Source organism: Alteromonas sp. 5NS40-0096, from assembly GCF_057544385.1.
Genome location: NZ_BAAJLQ010000005.1, coordinates 256,825 through 276,171, shown reverse-complemented (window position 1 = coordinate 276,171; position 19,347 = coordinate 256,825). Strand labels below are relative to the sequence as shown.

Here is a 19,347-nt window from a genome sequence, read left to right as displayed (position 1 = left end):
CGTTTTTTTATGTCCTTGGCATACGCTTAACGGCTCAGTAGCTCAGCTGCCTTGGGCGCAAAGTACGTCAAAATACCATCTGCGCCCGCTCGCTTAAACGCCAGCAGAGACTCGAGGATCACCGCTTCTTCGCTCAACCAACCGTTAGCAAATGCCGCCTGATGCATCGCGTATTCACCACTGACTTGGTACACGAAAGTGGGGGCTTGTAGCTCTGTTTTACAACGCCTCACGATATCGAGATACGGCATACCCGGTTTGACCATAACCATATCGGCACCTTCTTGCAAATCCAGCGCTATCTCGTGAATCGCTTCGTCGCTGTTCGCAGGATTCATTTGATAGGTTTTCTTGTCGCCGCCTTTGATATTGCCCGCAGAGCCAACCGCATCCCTGAATGGGCCGTAGTAACTCGACGCATATTTGGCGGAGTACGCCATTATGTTGGTATTGATAAAGCCTTGATTCTCTAATGCTTGTCTAATGGCACCGATACGGCCATCCATCATGTCTGATGGTGCAACAATATCCACCCCGGCTTCGGCATGAGACAAGGCTTGCTTCACTAACACTTCAACGGTTTCATCGTTCACGACGTAGCCGGCATCGTTAACTAGGCCGTCTTGACCATGAGAGGTGAAGGGATCTAATGCCACATCCGACATAATCATCAGCTCAGGAAAGTGCCCTTTTAGCTCTCGAATAGCCTGTTGTGCTAACCCTTGAGGATTAAACGCTTCCTTCGCACATTCAGTTTTGATATCCAATGGCGTTACCGGAAAAATGGCCATCGCAGGTATACCCAACTTGAGGCACTTTTCTGCTTCTTTTAACAGCAGATCAATCGATAACCTCTCAACACCGGGCATTGAAGCTACCGCTTCTCGTTGATTTTTGCCCGGTAACACAAATACGGGATAAATCAGGTCACTTGCATGTAACCGATTTTCCGTCACCATTTCACGCAGTGCGTCTTGAGAGCGAAGTCTGCGCATTCTGCGCGCAGGAAACTGAGAATAATTCATAGATTATGATTCCGAAAATACCGCGCCATGGACTTGATTGCGTCCGTTTTGTTTGGCGCCATAGAGTTGCTCGTCAGCAAATTTTAGCAACTCGAGTTCTTGTTTTTCTTGGCTGATTATCGTTGTGGCCAATCCGCAACTCACCGTCATATTAATACTGAGGCCGTCAACCAATACCGGTTCTGACTCTACTGCCTGACGCATTGCTTCCAATACTTGACGCGCACCAACAACATCGGTGTTAGGCAAGATGACGGAAAACTCCTCGCCACCATATCGGCAAACGTCATCGGTAGAACGACGTAATTGCTGTTGCAGTTTTTTCGCGACAAATTTAATGCACTCATCGCCCACGGAGTGGCCATACTCATCATTAATCGCTTTGAATTTATCGATGTCGACCATTGCCACGCTTAGCTGAGTTTGTTCTCTTCGGCTTCGTCGACTTTCAGCCAGTAAACGTTTATCAAAATGACGGCGATTGCGTATACCGGTGAGCGGATCGATAGTATTGAGGTTTTCTAGCTCTCGATTGGCGTCAGACAATTCGCGCAGTGCAATCTCGAGTTCTAGTGTGCGCTCTTGCACCTTGTATTCTAAGTCGTCCTGATTGCGCTGCTGGACATCCAGTAACTCATCTTTGGCAACGAGCAGCGCTTTTTCATGTTGTAAAGCCTTGGCTTGCGCATCACTCAGTTGTTGTCGCTTATGGCTATAACTGATAGCCAATACCAAGGCGAGCAACAGTGTTTCAACAGTGGCGCCTAGCATGAGTAAATAGTTAGAGTGGATTGGCAAGGAAATGAAACCCATATTGTCAAAAGCGACACTGAGACCACTCAAAAGTAAAATTACCCAAGCGAGAGAATAATAACGCGCGAGTACGACACCTTTTAACGCTAACCACACACCAACGGACAAGGTGATCACTACCGAAACGCTCAACAAACTTAAGAACGTTTTGATCAAGAATGGGTAGGGTAATATGAGTGAAATCACGATACTTACGAGAAATACTGCTGAGATAACATTCAGCAACTTAGCCGCCCAGGCGCTGTGTTGTTTTACATCAAGTAACCAACTGGAAAAAATGACCGCGAACATAATTGTGGCGTTAGCAAATATTGCGACTGCTCGCCCTTGCAACCACGTGTTATCGGGCCATAAGTAGGCATAACCCAGCCCCTGCAAACTGGCCAGTGTTAGCGTCAAAGAAAAAACATACCCGGTATAAACAAAGAATGTCTTACTGCCCGTAGTTGCAAAAAAGAACAAGTTACTGACGCCCATCGCCAATAAAAACCCAAAAAATAGCCCGTTGACTAAATTCTTAAAAGCACTGTACTCAAGAAAGCGTTCTTGTTGCCAAAACCGAATCGGAAGCTTCAGAGACCCTGTTGTTTTTGCCCGAATCACGATTTGTTCGATCATTTCGTCATGGGGCAAGGGGAATAAAAAGGACTCGTGCAATAAGTCACGTGAACCGAACGGTAGGCTGTCTCCACTTTGCCAAGAAGCCACTGCCTGGCCTTTGGTGTTGATCATCCACACATCTAATGTATCCATTAGGGCGTAGTTCACCTCAAGCATGTAATGCTCATAGGGTGTTTGATACCCAGCAACGGGGGCAATAAACCAGTGTTCATTGCTGTCCATTCCCATGTTGACGGGATTGACGACAGGCTCCCATTGGGGCGATGTATCAGGTGGAAGTTGCTCTAGCGTCAAAGATTCAATAGTGGAATAGTGTTTAACTGGGTTGAGTAATTCATGTTGACTAATCGACCCAGTGAGATTGAGCAAGACAGACGCAATCGCTGCGATAACAACCAAAGTGATGGATGCCAGTACATAATCAAATTTTTTGGATACGTCTATCTGTACTTGAGGCATAGGCTACTCATTCAATCCAAATAATCGACAGGCATTGCGGTAGCTCACTTCACGAAGTTCGTTTTGTGCCATACCGCGTAACTTGGCAACCCCCATCGCAATGTGAGGCAAATATGCAGGCTCATTGTTGCGTTTGCGTGGCCGCAGCGTTTTCGGAAATAGGTACGGCGCATCGGTTTCGAGGAGTAAACGCTCGATAGGAATCGCTGGTACGGCATCACGTAACGCTTCGCCTCGCTTGTCGTCACACACCCAACCTGTTACCCCAATATACAAACCGCGTTTCACATATTGTTCAAGTTCTATACGGCCCGCTGTAAAGCAGTGTAACACGCCGGCAGGAATTGAATCGAGATGGGAATCGAGTAAGGTGATTTGGTCGTCAAAGGCATCTCGTTCGTGCAGGTACACTGGCATACCTAACTCGCCAGCCAGCTTTAATTGCTGCTCAAACACATCTCTTTGTACGTCTCTTGGCGAAAAATCTCGGTTGTAATCCAATCCACATTCCCCTATCGCCACGACGCCATGAGCGCGTGCCCTTTGACGTAACTCTGGCCAGTGTTCGGGGCGCATCGATTTCGCATTGTGAGGGTGAACACCAACCGTGTAGCAAAGACGATCTGGAAACTTTGTATACAGGTCGGCGGCTAATTCCCACTCATCAGGATGCGTAGTGATAACGCACAGTCGGCTTACGCCTTGTTGCTCAGCGTTATGGATTATTTCTGCGGGGTCGAAGCGTGAATCCAGTAAATTCACGCCAATATCAAACCACGCCATGTTAGTCGATTCGCTTAACCTTCATTTGACGATTCGAGCCTTCCAAAAACAAGTAAAATGCGCCAAATAATCCACGTTTAATCTGGACATTTGAACCTTCTTTAAGACGTAATTGTGAGCTCTCTACCTGACGCCATCTACTGCCATTTGCTAGCGTCAAGGTCATATTACCGCGCTGATTTTTAGCAATTGATACCACACTGGAGGAGATGCGTTCGACTTCCTCGGTCTTCTCTCGGGCTTGCTTTTGCTCTAACCCAAAGGTGTCTTCTTGTGATTTAGGCGCACTGGCAACCGTTCGTGTAGGTGCTGTAGTACGAGGGGTTGGTTGGCTTTTGAACTCGGCGACGGGCGCTTCGTTATTACTGATAGCACTGGCGACATTATCAAAACAGACTAATCGCTTTAGTGCATTATCCTCTTGCTTACAGGCAAGTAATGCCTGCTCTACTGTCGCCGCATTTGCTGTGGTCACGAAACCGACGATAACGGTGGCAAATACCGCGTGTAGCGCTCGTTTCATTTGTTATTCCCCTTCACATTTTTATTATTTTATCGTCGTTATGACGCTAAGATTCAGTATTAGTTTCATGCTCATCTTGATTATTGCGCTTGGCATACAAGCCGCCTATCACAACACCAATTTCAAATAGCAACCACATGGGCAGAGCAAGTAGCGTTTGTGAAATGACATCAGGTGGCGTCATTAACATACCAACCACAAACGCCCCGACAAAAACATAAGGCCGTTTTTCTCTGAGCTTGTCGGCGTCGGTAACACCAGTCCAACACAACAAGATGATAGCAATCGGGATTTCGAATGAAACACCGAACGCAAAAAACAATTTCAGCACAAAGTTGAGATACGAAGATATATCAGTACTAACCGTCACGCCCTCAGGAGCAAAGTTTGTAAAAAACTCAAATGCGAGGGGAAACACTACGAAGTAGGCAAAAGCCATCCCACCGTAAAACAACAAGGTACTGGATACCAACAAGGGCGCAATCAACTTCTTCTCATTGCGATACAACCCCGGCGCAACGAACCCCCAGACTTGATACAGTACATAGGGTATAGCGATAAAGAATGACAGTACCATGGTCAGTTTGAATGGTGCAAAAAAGGGAGATGCCACATCAGTCGCAATCATACTGGCATTTTCTGGTAGATTTCTCATCAATGGTTCAGCGAGAATTTGATACAAATCCTGAGCGAAGTAAGCCAGACAGAGAAATACCACAAGCACACTAACGAGTGCTTTGAGAATCCGGCTTCGCAGCTCAATTAAATGAGAAATAAGTGTATTGGGATCAGACATTAAGGTTTTTTGTAAGGTTCCTGAACGGATTTAGCCGCTTCTTTTAGCTCTTCAACACTTTGCTGCACTTCTGGTGCCAAATCTTGCAAACTTTGTTGTTCTGCTTTCTTCAAGTTTTCGTGTAACTCTTGCACGCGCAATTGATGCTCAACCTCGGTTTTGAAGCCAGTTGCCATATTCCGGATGCTGCGCACCGTTTTTATTGTCGATCGCAATGCACCGGGTAAGCGTTCAGGGCCCAAAACGAGCAACCCCAACACACCGATGATTAAGAGTTCGAAAAAACCAATATCAAACATTACTGTTTTTCTTTAACGCTTTCGCTTTCTGTTGAAACGCTTTGTTCTGGTTTCTCTTCTACGCGCTTGTCAGAATCTTTAAAGTCAGCATCACTGCCTTCTTCCGACACAGCTTTTTTAAACCCTTTAACGGCTCCGCCCAAATCGGTGCCAATGCCCTTCAATCGCTTAGTACCGAACAACAACACAACAATCACTAAAATGATTAGCAATTGCCAAACACTAATTCCGCCCATAACACTCTCCGTTACTTCTTTTCTTTATATCGCTCGTTGGTACTGGTACTACGCAAGCTTTGTTTCTATAGCGCAATATCTCACAAAGCCGTATGCGACCTCAATCGCTTTATCAAATTATACATGCATCTGGCACACCATCACCAACAAGATTTCGCTTTCAAGCACCAAGGTGCTCGATTACGGGGCATGTTGCGCCACAAAACTTAGCTCTTATGTGTGGATGTATGGTCAGATAATGCTAAACCAAGCGTACTGAACAGACATTGCATTAACGTGAAATCCGGTAAATCCCGTTGTCGGTTGCTGCCCCTTGTATTTGTCTACGTTTAAATCATACTAAAGTGGTAATTTTCATCTGTTGTAAAAAGAGAGCGTGAGTGCTGGGTCGATCCTACGTCAAATTGCTGCAAAAGGTTATTTTCACTGCCTTGTGCTGTCTCAGTGGGACAGTTTGTGCCGACATTGTTACTGAGCAATGTGATGTCGTGCGCTTCACAGCTCACCCCAACTATCCCCCTTTTCATTGGGCTGAAGACAACCATATCGTCGGTCTCACACCAGCACTCGCCCAGCGTATATTTTCAACATTGGGAGTAGAGTCTAAATCCGTGAATGTTGGGCCTTGGACTCGAGTTTTATTCAGCGCGCAGCAAGGTTATGTAGACATGATTTTGGGCCTGAAAAAAACGCCTGAACGGGAGTCTTATTTGACGTTTACCGAAACCCCTGCCCTACAAAACCCTTTCGCGATTTTCGTGTTAAAAGGCCATGAATTTGAATATCAAAGTTGGGAAGATTTAAAAGGCCGTATCGGAAACATGAACCGAGGCGACCGCTTTGGTGAAGCGTTTGATAACTTTGTTGCCAATCACTTACGGATTCAACGAGTACAAGGTTTGAAAGCGAATTTCGACATGTTGAAACTTCGCCGAACAGATTACTTTATTACCGGTCTAAACACAGGGCTAGCCTATTTGCGTGGCGAAGGGTTAGAGAGCTTGTACACAGTCCTCGACCCTCCCGTTGTTATTGGGCAAATCGATTTTGGGTTTGTTAAGCAGTCGCCTTGTGCCGCACTAATGGGACGGTTTGATCAGGAACTGGCAAAATTAATTGGCGAAAACAGCCTGAAAGATGAGTTCGCCAAACATTGGCAATTGTGGCTGAGCACAAGGCCTGTGCTCACCACAAAAGATGAACTTTAAGGACGCAGCGCGCGCTCGCCTCTCGCCAAACCACACACACCTGTGCGCGACGATTCAATGATTTCAGCACTTTGCGCCATCGTCATCGCAAATGCATCAAGTTTGTCACTTGTACCGGTAATTTCTATGGTGTAGTTGGTTGCAGTGACGTCCAATATGCGAGCGCGAAAGATATCTGCATTGCGTTTCACTTCCGAACGTATTGCCTCTGTTCGCGTTGCCACTTTAATCAGCATCAACTCGCGTTCGATATGCGCGTTTTCGGTCAAATCTACCACTTTTAAGACGTCGATTAACTTATTCACTTGCTTAGTGATTTGCTCGATTACCTTGTCATTGCCATGGGTAATGATGGTAAGGCGTGACAAACTATCGTCATCAGTCGGCGCAACACACAACGAGTCGACGTTGTAACCACGTTGAGAAAACACACCGACAATACGCGACAGTGCACCGGGCGCATTTTCCATTAGTACTGAGATAATTCTTTTCATTATGTACGCTCCGTCTTACTCAAACGCATATCATCCATCGCCCCGTATTTAATTTGCATCGGGTACACGTGCTCATTTTGATCAATGGCGATGTCCATAAAGACCAATCGGTCCGTGTAACTAAAGCACTTCTCCATTGCGGCATCTAGCTCGTCAAGGGAGTCGACTTTAATACCTACATGGCCATAAGCCTCTGCGAGTTTGACGAAGTCTGGCATAGAATCCATATAAGAATGCGAATGACGCCCCTTATAAATCATGTCCTGCCATTGTCTTACCATGCCAAGTGCACGGTTATTTAGCGAAATAATTTTGATCGGCAAATTGTATTGTAAACAGGTAGATAACTCCTGAATATTCATCTGAATACTACCGTCGCCCGTAACGACAACCGACGTTGCGTCGGGGTGAGCAAATTGCACGCCCATCGCCGCTGGAAGGCCGAATCCCATGGTGCCAAGGCCACCGGAATTAATCCACTGACGAGGCTTGGCATAAGGATAATACAAAGCTGCAAACATCTGATGCTGACCAACATCAGAGCTAACATAGGCATTACCATTGGTATGCTTGTATAGCGCTTCAATAACGCGCTGAGGTTTGATAACCGATTCACCTTGTTGGTAATTAAGACACTGGCGGCTGCGCCATTGGTCAATTTGTTGCCACCAATCGCTCAGTTTTTCGTTTTGACCTGAGAGATCTTCTTCAGCAAGTGCCTCTAAAAATTGCTCGACGACTTTATCAATTGAACCCACTACCGGAATATGCGCTTTCACCGTTTTTGATATTGACGCAGGGTCAATATCGACGTGAATGATCTCAGCGTGTGGACAGAATTTTTCAACGTTGTTGGTTACCCGGTCATCAAAACGCGCTCCCAGAGCGATAATGCAATCCGAGTTGTGCATCGTCTTGTTTGCTTCAAGTGTACCGTGCATCCCCAACATACCAATGAATTGGTCGTGAGTACCTGAGACCGCACCCAACCCCATGAGAGTACAAGTTGCAGGCGCGTTTAACTTTTCAACAAGTGTGGTCACTAACTCTGACGCATCCGACGCTACTGCGCCACCACCAACGTAAACGACGGGACGCTCGGCTTTCACCATTGACGCTACCGCCTTTTTAATTTGCTTCATATGACCGCGCTGCGTTGGGTTGTATGAACGCATCGTGACATCAGTTGGGAACACATAGGGGTGTTCGTCTTGCACGTTAACCAAGTCTTTGGGTAGGTCAACAACCACAGGGCCAGGTCGGCCAGTGTTGGCAATGTAATAGGCTTTAGCAATCGCTTCAGGAATATCCACTGCGCGTTTGACTAAGAAGCTGTGCTTTACAATAGGGCGAGAGCAGCCAACCATATCGGTTTCTTGGAACGCATCCTCACCTATGTGCATCGATGGTACCTGACCCGATAACACGACCATTGGAATTGAGTCCATATAGGCAGTGGCAATACCTGTGATCGTATTAGTAGCACCAGGACCTGAGGTGACGAGGACAGTACCTGTTTTGCCGGTTGAGCGTGCATAACCATCTGCCATATGGGCAGCTGCTTGCTCATGACGCACGAGGACATGTTTGACATCGTCTTGCGCAAACAACGCATCATAAATGTCAAGGACGGCACCACCTGGGTAACCGAACACATGTGTAACTCCTACATCTTTTAGCGCTTCAACCACCATGGCAGCGCCCGACATCATTTTCACTGTCCTATCTCCTATTGTTAGATTGACAAAATGTTTGTGTACGCGACTATAACGAAGGAATTAGGAAGATAAAACACTATTTTCGCCAAAAGCGAGATATATATCCCAATATTAGGAATAATTAGGATGAATATCTCGCAAAAGCGTAAAAATTAGCCAATAAGAGGATATTTATTTACATCCCTTTAACAATCAAGCGTTATCGATCTCAATTTCGATATCAGAATCATCGGCAACGATACTGTCGTCATCGTCTTCAACACTGGCGGCTTGTTTACTGCCATAAATACTGGCGGTTTTCGGTCGGTTGATTCTGCCTTGGTATTTCACCCAAGCACGAAGCGCAGGTGTGCTCGCCTCTCGCGCACCTAACGCAGCTTCAAGAATCGCTTGTTCATCGTCATTCTCAGGAGTGATATGACCATCGACCAAGGCAGCGATAAAAGCGCCTTCCTGGCCAAGCGCACGGCTTTCGGAGATAGAAAAATCTCCCGAACGAGAAAAGCCATAGGGGTAGTTTTTAGGATCACTAAACAGTCTTTTTTTCAACGAGTCTCTAGTCACTTGAGCCATGGTGTTTTACTCCAAAAATAGCTTGGGCCGACGGCCCATCAACGACACGTAATATTTAGTTGAATTACTATGTTTTTTAGAAGCAAATTGACGGACTGTCAATGAAAAAAAAGCGTTTCTGCAGGCGGATTAGCAAAATTTAAAAAAACTGAAATAATCTTGGGAAATACGATATTGGCTCCGCTCCAAACCGGTACAAAACCAATACCTTTTTTGAGGTGCACTTGCGGTTAGTCTTTACGTACTTTCGGAACCCAAGCCCATATCATCTCAGCAGTGACAGTTTCTTCACCTTTGCCGTCAGTAATGGTCACCGCGACGGAAATATCCCCTTTCTCTTCCGTTTGCATTTGTTGAATTTGCTCGTCCGTAAGCTTAGCCACCGCCATCATGTCCCCAGAAGAACGCTTTACGTAACTGAGGTTCATGTCTTTAATCAAAGGTAGCTTGTCGCCGGGTAAGTTTATACCCACAATAAATCCGGTCGCAGATTCAGCCAATAATGCAGAACATGCGGCGTGAACACTGCCGATGTGGTTCTGTACTTTTTTATAGTTTTTTTGCCTAAAGGTCACTTGCTTACCATCGGTCTCGACAATGTCGATACTCACGGTGCCAGTGAGTTTAACTTTGTACCTGAATACCCAGGTCATTAGTTTGCTGCTGAGCCATGATGGGTACTGATTCACTTTATCGACAAAGTGACGAAGAGGATTCGACTTGGACATAGTTTTGACGGCCTTACTTTCTGGTTAGACCAGTACACTAAAACGATCGAACTGACAGTGCAAGTAAAAACAAAAAACCCCGGTAAAACCGGGGTTTTTTAACGTATTACTAATTCGCCGACTACAGTGTCATGTTAAGACCCATGTAGTAGAAACGACCGCGTGGACCAGCCGGACGCGAAAGTGTTCCTAGGAAAGGATCTTCAGCGAAGGCGTTGTTGATACCACCGTAAAGTTCCATGTTCTCAGCGAAGCCCCATGATACAGAGAAGTCATGAACAAATGCTGAGCCTGTAGATGTAATGCTCACAAAGTCAGGGTTGTTCTGAATATCTTGATTTTCGATTCCAGGTAGCAATTGATCGCCTTCGTAACGACCTCTCCAACCAAAGACAAAATCACCGTACAAGTAGTCTGCTCGCATATTTACGATCCACTCTGGGCGGTTAAATGTACCCAAGACATCAGTCACTTCTTCTGGTGCAGACACATCACGAATTTCATCGTTCTTAGTGAAGTGAGTACCATTTAGTGTCATGTTCAAACGACCGTCTAACACATCGAAACCGTAGTCGACACGGAAGTCGATACCTGCAGTTTCAACCGCCGCTAGGTTGATGAACCCAGACTGGAAGTCAGTGATGAAGCCATTCGTTGCATCACGCTGAACCGCGTCACAGAATACGTTGTTGATTGTCGGTGCATCCACACAGTTCTGTGCGATTTGGAAACCCGTCAAGCTGTCAATCAAGCCATCGATTTCGATATTGTAGTAGTCTAGAGTAACGACTAGGTCATCTAACATACCATCGAACTGGCCATCAGGATTCCAGACTAAGCCTACGGTTAGTGTTTCTGCTTCTTCAGGATTCAGGTTAGGGTTACCACCTGTTGTACCTGCTACGAAAGCTGATAGGAACTGAGTAGAGTCATAAGTACCATCTGCAACAGTTTGACCAATCAACGCGATACAGTTTGCTTCACGGAACTCTGAACCCGCACCAATCAAGTTTTGGTTACACGGATCATCACCAGCACCGATTGTCGCAGCAAACGTTGGAGCAAATGCTTCGTTAATGTTCGGCACACGTACCGCCTCAGAAAGCGTTGATCGAACAGTCAAAGATGCCACTGGCGACCAAACTGCACCAACCGTCCACGCATCATTTGTGCCGTATGGGTCATAATCTGATTCACGATACTGAGTTTTCAATTCAAGACGCTCTGCGAATGGCTGGCCGTCTAGTATTGGGAAGTTAGCTTCAATGAAGTATTCAGAAACGTCGTACTGACCATTTGAAGCATTAGTTGGGCCACTACGTGACTCTAATGTACCGAAGGTCAAGCCCGCAGCTGAGAATGCATCTGGAGTAAATGCACTCGTCTCACGGCGCCATTCATAACCGACTGCGAAGCTGATTGGGCCAGCAGGAAGTTCAAACCATTCGCCTGAATCACCAGAAATAACAGCTAGGATATGTTCTTGCTCGATTTCATTCTGAGACGTTGCAGGTTGGAAGATCCAATCTGCTGCTTCTTGGCTAACTGAGTTAATACCAAAAAGATTTACCGGTACACAGTTGCCTTGTCCTGGCTGGAACGTCAAAAAGCCAAAGTTCGGGTTTGCGGCAGGGAACGGTGAAGTCGGAGGCACTGCAGTTGTGTCGAGTTCTGAACGACAAACCGTTTGACCTGTCGCAGGATCTACCACGGCATCAATTGCTGCAAAGTAGCGATCTTCTAGACGCAAGCGTGAAGTGATATCTGCATCAGTTCGGCCGTAGTTGTACGCGATTTCGTAATCTAAATCTGTACCCGGAATATAGCCTTCAAGACCCATAACGATACGGAATGTTTTACGCTCAGCACGTGGATTAGACGTTGCCGTTGCATCAAGTACATCTCGAGACATCACTAGGCTAATATCTTCACCTTCCGCCTGAAGCGTATTGATTTGACTTAGCAAAGCGGCGGGTACAAATGGGTTGTCTAACGCAATTGGAATGTCGTCGTTAAAACCGTTAACTTGGTTTGTTTCTTTTGTTTCACTGAATACAAACTTCGCATCAGCGAAAACATTGATAAAGTCGTTTACTTCATATGTACCAGCTGTTTGGAAAAGTACGCGTGTAGACTCAGGAAGAATGAGTTCTGAATCAGGTTGTGCTGGTACACCATCACCACCACTCGCATCGAATGCACCGATGAAAACATCGCCTGGGTTGTAAGGGCGTAACTGACCATTCGCATCGACGTATTGACACGTAGCAGCATTGATAGAACCTATCGTGCCACAGCCCACTGTACCACCGGAAGATGCAGCATCAACGAATGCACTACCGGTCAATGAAATAACACCACCGTCACTCGAAATAGGAAGACGGTAATCAGGAACCCAGGTGTTAGCGAAACGCGGATCAACACCAAATGCTTGTTGAGTTGCAGCGTTGTTAGCCACCTGTGTGTACAAACCAGAGCCAGCGAAGTCTCTATCTCGAGCAAATACAGGGCTTGTAGTTTGATACTCTACAGCGAATACTAAATCGCCCTTATCTGTAGCAAAACCATTCGCGAGGGAAAGGAAGAATTCGTTTGCGTCACCGTCAGCACTTACACCAGTTTGAGTACGAACTTCCGCACCGTCAAATGACGTACCTTTACGCATATTGAAGTTAACAACACCCGATACCGCGTCGGCACCATATACCGCTGAAGCACCACCAGTAAGTACTTCTACATTGCGCAGCAAAGCGGTTGAAATGGTATTTACGTCAACTGAACCTGTACCTTCGATACCAGAAACATGACGACGGCCGTTTTCGACTACCAATGTACGCTCATCGCCCAAGTTACGCAGGTCAAGTAAGCTCGCACCAAGTGGCGTGCCATTAAATGCAGAAAATGAACCAGGCAGTGATGCTTGCAGCTGCGGAGATTCTCGTAATAATGCACCTAGATCGATTTGGCCTGATAGTTTGATATCGTCAGCACCAATAGCTAAAACAGGACTCGCTGCTTCAAGTGACTCATCTTGAGCAACACGAGAACCTGTAACAACAATTTTCTCTACTCCTGCTTCTTTCTCGTCCTGAGCTTCTTGTGCCCATGCCGAGTTAACGGCAAAAGCAGAAGCGACAGCACAAGCTAGCGCAGTAAACTTTCTACGACTCTCTAGTTTTACAGTCATGTTTTCTCCAATGTGGCTCTTTGGCCACTATAGTTTTTATGATGTGTGGTTTCCCTGAGCATGATCCATGCCGCTTTACTGATTAAAAATGCAGAAATCAGGGTCCCTGAGCGACATTTACTGAATATGTATTCACATATTGCGACAGTTCATGCTACAACGCCCTTATACTACACCATTCCTCGCACGAAAGAGGTGCAGTAAATCAACAAATTAGTCCAAAAATTGCGATTTGCACACCGTTGAATCAGGATTTGTTCAATTGTTGTGCATGAACAAAGAATGCACAGTGAATATATATTCACTTATTATTCATTTTAGTGATTGTTCATTCGCCATTAACGCGTGCGCAGAAAAATAGGGCGTGTGAAGAAGAACTTGAGATAAGCGGTATGAAATACACGCTAAAGCGACAAAATAAACTTCCAAAATAAGTGAAATTCTACGCACCAACAATTTTGTAACAAAATGTTTCAAAAACCTTTACATGGAACGATGACTCGTTGTTGTGAGCAAGCGAATCGGCGAGATCACTGATATTGTACAAAAAACAAACTTGCAAGTGTTACAGTGTTTCATTAATGCAAACGTTTCCGCGGTAGCAAGTCACGTAAATTTTTATTTACATTCTCGTAGCGCTATTGGGCGGTGTCATTTCACCTAACAACGATGACAAAGTTTCATTGCCATTCTCCGTCTGGAAAACAGATTTGCAACTTACGGTGACCGTTCGCGTACCCCTTGGGGTCATTACAGTATTAAAGCTATTTCTGAAGAGAAATTGGAGCGGGAAACGAGATTCGAACTCGCGACCCCAACCTTGGCAAGGTTGTGCTCTACCAGCTGAGCTATTCCCGCGTAGGATTTCAAGCATATGGTCGTTTGACCTGAGGCAATTTGGAGCGGGAAACGAGATTCGAACTCGCGACCCCAACCTTGGCAAGGTTGTGCTCTACCAGCTGAGCTATTCCCGCATCAAAAACTGCTTGAAAAGGCACTTCGTTTTGAAGTGGAGCGCATTGTACAAAAATAACTGTTCAACGCAACTATTAAATGCAACTTTTTTAAGAATTCCTATCTATTTGTTCAAATAGCCACCAAAATCCCTGACTGTACCCTAAATAGTGAAGACCTGAGTTCGGTAGTAGTGCATTTCAGCGATAGATTCACGAATATCATCTAGGGCTAAATGCGTGCCCTTTTTCTTAAAGCCCGACAGCACTTCTGGCTTCCATCTGCGAATAAGCTCTTTAACCGTACTCACATCAATGCTTCGGTAATGAAAATAGTCTTCCAATTCCGGCATGTACTTAACCATGAAGCGTCTGTCTTGTCCTATCGTATTTCCGCACAAAGGCGATTGACCAGCATCGACATAATCTTTCAAAAACTCAATAGTTTGCCGAGACGCCTCTTCGACTGAGATTGTGCTTTGGCGGCACCGTGCGGTTAAGCCACTTTTACCATGAGTATCTACACACCAAGGGTCCATATTATCAAGGACGTCATCCGGCTGATGTACCGCGATGACAGGCCCTTCAGCTAAAATATTAAGCTGCGGATCAGTGACTATCGTAGCAATTTCAAGAACAACACAGGATTCAGGGTCTAACCCTGTCATTTCCATATCGATCCAAACCAAGTTTGCATTATCTTTGGTCATCTCAATTCCTCAATTATCAGGCATTAGCCGTGCACACTCGGTGCGAAAACGTTACTATTGAACACAGTATACGCGAACTTATGAAGCAAAGTGGCTAAAAAACCAAAACTTACGCAAAGACAAAAAAGGCAAATTGCGGCCAACCGCAGTAAGCGACTAAAAAACAAACCCCAAAGCACGATCAGTGCAGGTGGCGAGCAGCTCTTGGGAAGAGTCATTGGACGCTTTGGTAAACACGCGGATGTTGAAGACCAATCCGGCACTATTACACGCTGCCATATCAGACGTACTGTCGATTCGGTTGTTTGTGGCGACAATGTTATGTTCAGCAAAGAAGACAATGACGATTCAGCAGTCACCGGCGTGATTGAAATCGTCAAAGATAGGCACTCTTTGCTAAGCCGTCCTGATTTTTACGATGGTATCAAACCTATTGCTGCCAACATCGACCAAATTATCATCGTCAGTTCGGTACTGCCTGTTCTGTCGCTTAATATTATCGACCGCTATTTAGTGGCTTGTGAAGACACAGGCATTCAGCCCGTAATCGTACTGAACAAAGTAGAGTTGATGTCGGATGAAGAACGAAAAGAAACCCAAACCGCCCTGGAGCTCTACGAAAAACTGGGTTATCGAGTGATGTTCACTAGTTGTAAATCAGGCGAAGGTATTGAAGCACTGAGCCAATTACTCGGCGACAAAATCAGTGTATTTGTCGGCCAATCTGGGGTCGGCAAATCGAGTTTAATCAATCAAATCCTGCCAGGCGCAGATGAATTGGTTGGCGAGATTTCCGACAACTCAGGTTTGGGCCAGCATACTACGACTGCCGCTAAGCTTCTTCACATCCCCACTGGCGGCGATTTAATTGACTCTCCTGGGGTGCGTGAGTTTGCCCTGTGGCACCTACCTCACGAGCGGGTAACATGGGGGTTTATCGAGTTCAGAGACTTTTTGGGCGGCTGCAAATTCCGAGACTGTAAACATCTAAACGATCCGGGATGTTTGTTAAGACAGGCAGTAGAGGATGGCCAGATTGACGCTCAGCGCTTCGACAGCTACCACAGAATACTGGTGTCGATGGAAGAGCAACGACCTAACTTTGTGAAAGGCCAAGAGTAAACGGTAATAGGCTTATGCCAAAGCCGACTAACACATATTAAACCTCAGGTATCTAGATGGGCAAGGTTAGGGTACAATCCGCCCGCTATATTAGAATGGAGACGTTACCGTGCTGGACTGGTTCAAAGTTAACCTGCAATACATCTTACCAAAACATTTACTTTCTCGATTGGTTGGCAAGCTTGCTGCGGCCGAGGCTGGTGGATTAACACACTGGTTAATCAAGGTGTTTGTAAAACAGTTTAACGTTAACATGAGTGAAGCGCAGCGCGAAAATCCAGAGGATTACGCCAGCTTCAATGAATTCTTTACTCGTCCTTTGAAAGAGGGCCTGCGTCCAATCGATGACAGAGAAAATGTGCTCGCCCATTCAGTAGATGGTACCGTGAGTCAATTTGGTGAGATCGAAGACGACAAACTGTTTCAAGCGAAAGGGCACCACTTCAGCCTGACGACGCTACTCGGTGGCAAGCCAGAATTGGCCCAACCGTTTAAAGGTGGCCGATTTGCCACAATTTATCTTTCACCAAAAGATTACCACCGTATCCATATGCCTGTTGAAGGCACATTGACAGACATGGTCTACATTCCCGGCGACTTATTCTCAGTAAATCCATTGACGGCGGAAAATGTACCGAGCTTGTTTGCCAGAAACGAACGAGTCGTCGCGTACTTTGATACTCCCGTGGGTAAGATGGCAATGGTACTTGTGGGTGCAACGATAGTGGCAAGCATCGAGACCGTTTGGGCTGGCACAGTCACACCGCCAGCGGGCAGAAACGTCCAACATTGGCAATATGAAAAAGGCAGTGAAGCCAGTGTCACACTCGGCAAGGGCGAGGAAATGGGACGCTTCAAATTAGGATCGACAATTGTGGTGTGCTTCGAGCCAAATGCGATAGACTTTGCTGATCTTGAGCCAGGACAAGTAACACGACTCGGTACGCCATTCGCGTATACCCAGTCTGAAACTTCAGACGCCGAATAGACTGCGATACGACCCGTGCCAATGGACCCAGTAAAGCGTAGCTTATTCTCGCTGCACGTCACAGTTATGCTGTTGGGCGGCACGGCGCTGTTCTCACAAATCATACCGCTATCGGCAACAGATATTACCTTCGGCCGTTCGTTGTTTGCGTTTCTCGCACTCTTTACGTTTATTGCACTGAAAGGCGAATCTTGGAAATTATCGTCAGCGAAAGACTATTGGATAGCAGCGGGGCTGGGCGCACTGATGTCGGCCCACTGGGTTACTTATTTCGCCGCCATGCAATACGCAGGCATATCTGTAGGTATTATCGCTCTCTTTACGTTTCCCGTGATTAGTGTGCTGCTAGAACCGTTGTTTGAAAAAACCAAATTGGTTTGGCAAGACATCATTAGTGCACTCATTGTGTTTGTCGGTATTGTTTTAATTGTGCCTGCTGGCTCATTAGAGAACGATGTCACCTTAGGCGTTGTCGTTGGTGTTGTGAGCGCAGTCTTGTACGCGATTCGCAATCTCCTACACCGCAAGCACTTTTCACACTATAGCGGCGCTAAAGCGATCGCGTGGCAGTCTCTGGTCATCTTCATTACACTCGTCCCGTTTGCATCGGATAACATACCGCAAGCAAGTGGATATGCATGGATACTATTGCTGGTACTTGGCACTGTATTTACCGCCCTTCCCCATGCTCTCATTGCGGCCAGTCTCATACACTTGAGAGTAAAGACATTTTCATTAATCGCCTGCATGCAGCCCTTTTACGGCGTTATTTTGGCTGTGGTGTTGCTCGATGAAAACCCTAGTTGGAAAACGTTACTCGGTGGAATCCTCGTGACATCGGCATCAATCTACGAAACAATCAATACACACAAACTCCACAAATCGTAGAGGGAAACATGCTGATCCTTGGTCACAGAGGGGCAAGCAAAGCTGCGCCAGAGAACACGGCGACTGCATTCACAAAAGCATTTGAAATGGGTGCAGACGGCATTGAATTTGATGTCTACCAAGTCGATGGCGCGAGTGTTGTAATTCATGATCGCTGGTTAAACAGAACCACAAATGGGCAGGGCAAAGTGACCGAGCAATCGCTGAGTGACTTGCGAGCACTTGATGCGGGTAATGGCCAAGCCGTTCCCCTCTTATCAGAAGTTTTCTCTATATGTCCGCAACGTGCTCTGATCAACATCGAAATAAAGTACGCTTATGATATTGAGCTGTTGGCAGAGGAAATTCAAACTTGCCTCAGAGATTCACGCTTGGCGATGTCGCAAGTTGTGGTTTCATCTTTTCAACACAGCTGGCTAAAAGCGTTAAAACACATAATGCCAGAGATGACGATTGCTGCGCTGAGCGCAAGTATTAGCTTGAGTACGATTGACGACGCTCTTTATTTGAACGCAGACTATGCCAATATCGATATCGATGTCGTCAACGAAGCCTTTGTGAAACAGGCACACCAAGCGGGTCTGCAAGTCTTTGTGTATACCGTAGATCACCCACAAGATATATTACAAATGCGAGCATGGGGTGTAGATGGAATTTTTACCAATGTGCCAGATGTAGCACGAAACTGTCTAAACGCTACTTAGTCACAGTAGGCGCTGGAGTATCAAACAGGCTGTTGTGACAGCATTTACACTGTCGACACAATCGCAGATTTATCCAGTGACCGGCAATAATTAAACCTGCACCTACGGCGATTGTCAGTGGCTCCCACTCATCGCCCAATGCGCCTTTGTTCCAGTAAATGACCCCGCCGACGACGAGAAAGAGTAGCGGATAGTACTGGCCGTGATGGCGAATGGAACCAAGCAGTAATGACACCAAGCCGACTAAGATCGAAATGCTCAATATCAAACGTTCAAACCACACTTCACCAAAAACCGTTGTCGCTAAAATGGGTAGAATAGGCAAGGCTAGGCAATGAACAGCGCAGAGGCTGGACACCCAGATACCCAATTTATCCATGATAGGTGAGGCTTCGGAATTAGTTCGCATGAATTGACAAGCTCGGTTTTTGAAGAGGCGTTATAGTATAACAACGCATCAATTTTGCAAGTTTTTTGGTCGCTGAATTCGCCTTTGCTACTTCTCAATAAGTCTTTTTG

General features: G+C 46.1%; 19 protein-coding genes and 2 tRNA genes. 5 read left to right on the top strand and 16 right to left on the bottom strand.

The genetic code is table 11. The annotated features are described in order from the left end of the window. Positions 1–26: 26 nt before the first annotated feature. Genes hemB through tatA form a run of 7 tightly spaced genes read right to left on the bottom strand, consistent with a single transcriptional unit; the run spans position 27 to position 5,555 of the window. The gene (hemB, locus tag AC27G9_RS16255; protein WP_487075524.1) at positions 27–1,025 is read right to left on the bottom strand and encodes a porphobilinogen synthase; all 999 of its coding nucleotides are present in this window, start codon (positions 1,023–1,025) and stop codon (positions 27–29) included. 3 nt (positions 1,026–1,028) lie between these two features. Continuing rightward, on the bottom strand, positions 1,029–2,918 hold the full coding sequence (locus AC27G9_RS16250) for a sensor domain-containing diguanylate cyclase (RefSeq protein WP_487075523.1): 1,890 nt from the start codon (positions 2,916–2,918) through the stop codon (positions 1,029–1,031). A gap of 3 nt (positions 2,919–2,921) precedes the next feature. Next, entirely contained in the window at positions 2,922–3,701 is a 780-nt protein-coding gene (locus tag AC27G9_RS16245) for a TatD family hydrolase (RefSeq protein WP_487075522.1), read from the bottom strand. 1 nt (position 3,702) lies between these two features. Then, a complete protein-coding gene (locus AC27G9_RS16240) occupies positions 3,703–4,224 on the bottom strand; it encodes a hypothetical protein (RefSeq protein WP_487075521.1) in 522 nt (173 codons plus the stop codon). A gap of 46 nt (positions 4,225–4,270) precedes the next feature. Further along, positions 4,271–5,020, bottom strand: coding sequence for a twin-arginine translocase subunit TatC (gene tatC, locus AC27G9_RS16235; protein WP_487075520.1), 750 nt, complete (start codon positions 5,018–5,020; stop codon positions 4,271–4,273). Next, positions 5,020–5,319, bottom strand: a complete 300-nt coding sequence (tatB, locus tag AC27G9_RS16230; RefSeq protein ID WP_487075519.1) for a Sec-independent protein translocase protein TatB — start codon at positions 5,317–5,319, stop codon at positions 5,020–5,022. Before tatB ends, tatC begins: the two co-directional genes overlap by 1 nt. Further along, positions 5,319–5,555, bottom strand: coding sequence for a Sec-independent protein translocase subunit TatA (gene tatA / locus AC27G9_RS16225; RefSeq protein WP_487075518.1), 237 nt, complete (start codon positions 5,553–5,555; stop codon positions 5,319–5,321). The genes tatB and tatA overlap by 1 nt, the downstream gene beginning before the upstream one ends. 380 nt (positions 5,556–5,935) lie before the next feature. Between tatA and AC27G9_RS16220 the strand changes: the two genes are divergently transcribed. Continuing rightward, entirely contained in the window at positions 5,936–6,763 is an 828-nt protein-coding gene (locus AC27G9_RS16220; protein WP_487075517.1) for a substrate-binding periplasmic protein, read from the top strand. Here AC27G9_RS16220 and ilvN read toward each other — a convergent pair. From ilvN to orn, 8 genes are all read right to left on the bottom strand, one after another. Further along, entirely contained in the window at positions 6,760–7,257 is a 498-nt protein-coding gene (gene ilvN, locus AC27G9_RS16215) for an acetolactate synthase small subunit (RefSeq protein ID WP_487075516.1), read from the bottom strand. The two genes, AC27G9_RS16220 and ilvN, sit on opposite strands and share 4 nt — an antisense overlap. Beyond that, a complete protein-coding gene (locus AC27G9_RS16210; protein WP_487075515.1) occupies positions 7,257–8,975 on the bottom strand; it encodes an acetolactate synthase 3 large subunit in 1,719 nt (572 codons plus the stop codon). Before AC27G9_RS16210 ends, ilvN begins: the two co-directional genes overlap by 1 nt. 192 nt (positions 8,976–9,167) lie before the next feature. After that, the gene (locus AC27G9_RS16205; protein WP_487075514.1) at positions 9,168–9,548 is read right to left on the bottom strand and encodes a MaoP family protein; all 381 of its coding nucleotides are present in this window, start codon (positions 9,546–9,548) and stop codon (positions 9,168–9,170) included. Between the two features lie 230 nt (positions 9,549–9,778). After that, positions 9,779–10,276, bottom strand: coding sequence for a DUF4442 domain-containing protein (locus tag AC27G9_RS16200; RefSeq protein WP_487075513.1), 498 nt, complete (start codon positions 10,274–10,276; stop codon positions 9,779–9,781). A gap of 121 nt (positions 10,277–10,397) precedes the next feature. After that, complete coding sequence (locus AC27G9_RS16195) at positions 10,398–13,463, bottom strand: TonB-dependent receptor domain-containing protein (RefSeq protein WP_487075512.1); 3,066 nt, start codon at positions 13,461–13,463, stop codon at positions 10,398–10,400. 782 nt (positions 13,464–14,245) lie between these two features. Then, positions 14,246–14,321 (bottom strand) — tRNA-Gly (locus AC27G9_RS16190). A gap of 40 nt (positions 14,322–14,361) precedes the next feature. Next, a tRNA-Gly gene (locus AC27G9_RS16185) sits at positions 14,362–14,437 on the bottom strand. Between the two features lie 143 nt (positions 14,438–14,580). After that, positions 14,581–15,126 (bottom strand): oligoribonuclease, encoded by a 546-nt coding sequence (orn, locus tag AC27G9_RS16180; protein WP_487075511.1) that lies wholly within the window; start codon positions 15,124–15,126, stop codon positions 14,581–14,583. Positions 15,127–15,216: 90 nt separating this feature from the next. Between orn and rsgA the strand changes: the two genes are divergently transcribed. From rsgA to AC27G9_RS16160, 4 genes are all read left to right on the top strand, one after another. Next, positions 15,217–16,248: a small ribosomal subunit biogenesis GTPase RsgA gene (rsgA, locus tag AC27G9_RS16175; RefSeq protein WP_487075510.1), complete on the top strand. Its 1,032-nt coding sequence runs from the start codon at positions 15,217–15,219 to the stop codon at positions 16,246–16,248. A gap of 109 nt (positions 16,249–16,357) precedes the next feature. Further along, entirely contained in the window at positions 16,358–17,236 is an 879-nt protein-coding gene (gene asd / locus AC27G9_RS16170) for an archaetidylserine decarboxylase (protein ID WP_487075509.1), read from the top strand. A gap of 21 nt (positions 17,237–17,257) precedes the next feature. Next, on the top strand, positions 17,258–18,124 hold the full coding sequence (locus tag AC27G9_RS16165) for a DMT family transporter (RefSeq protein WP_487075508.1): 867 nt from the start codon (positions 17,258–17,260) through the stop codon (positions 18,122–18,124). A gap of 8 nt (positions 18,125–18,132) precedes the next feature. Further along, entirely contained in the window at positions 18,133–18,828 is a 696-nt protein-coding gene (locus AC27G9_RS16160) for a glycerophosphodiester phosphodiesterase (RefSeq protein WP_487075507.1), read from the top strand. Here AC27G9_RS16160 and AC27G9_RS16155 read toward each other — a convergent pair. Continuing rightward, positions 18,821–19,237: a MerC domain-containing protein gene (locus AC27G9_RS16155; protein WP_487075506.1), complete on the bottom strand. Its 417-nt coding sequence runs from the start codon at positions 19,235–19,237 to the stop codon at positions 18,821–18,823. The two genes, AC27G9_RS16160 and AC27G9_RS16155, sit on opposite strands and share 8 nt — an antisense overlap. Positions 19,238–19,347: the final 110 nt, after the last annotated feature.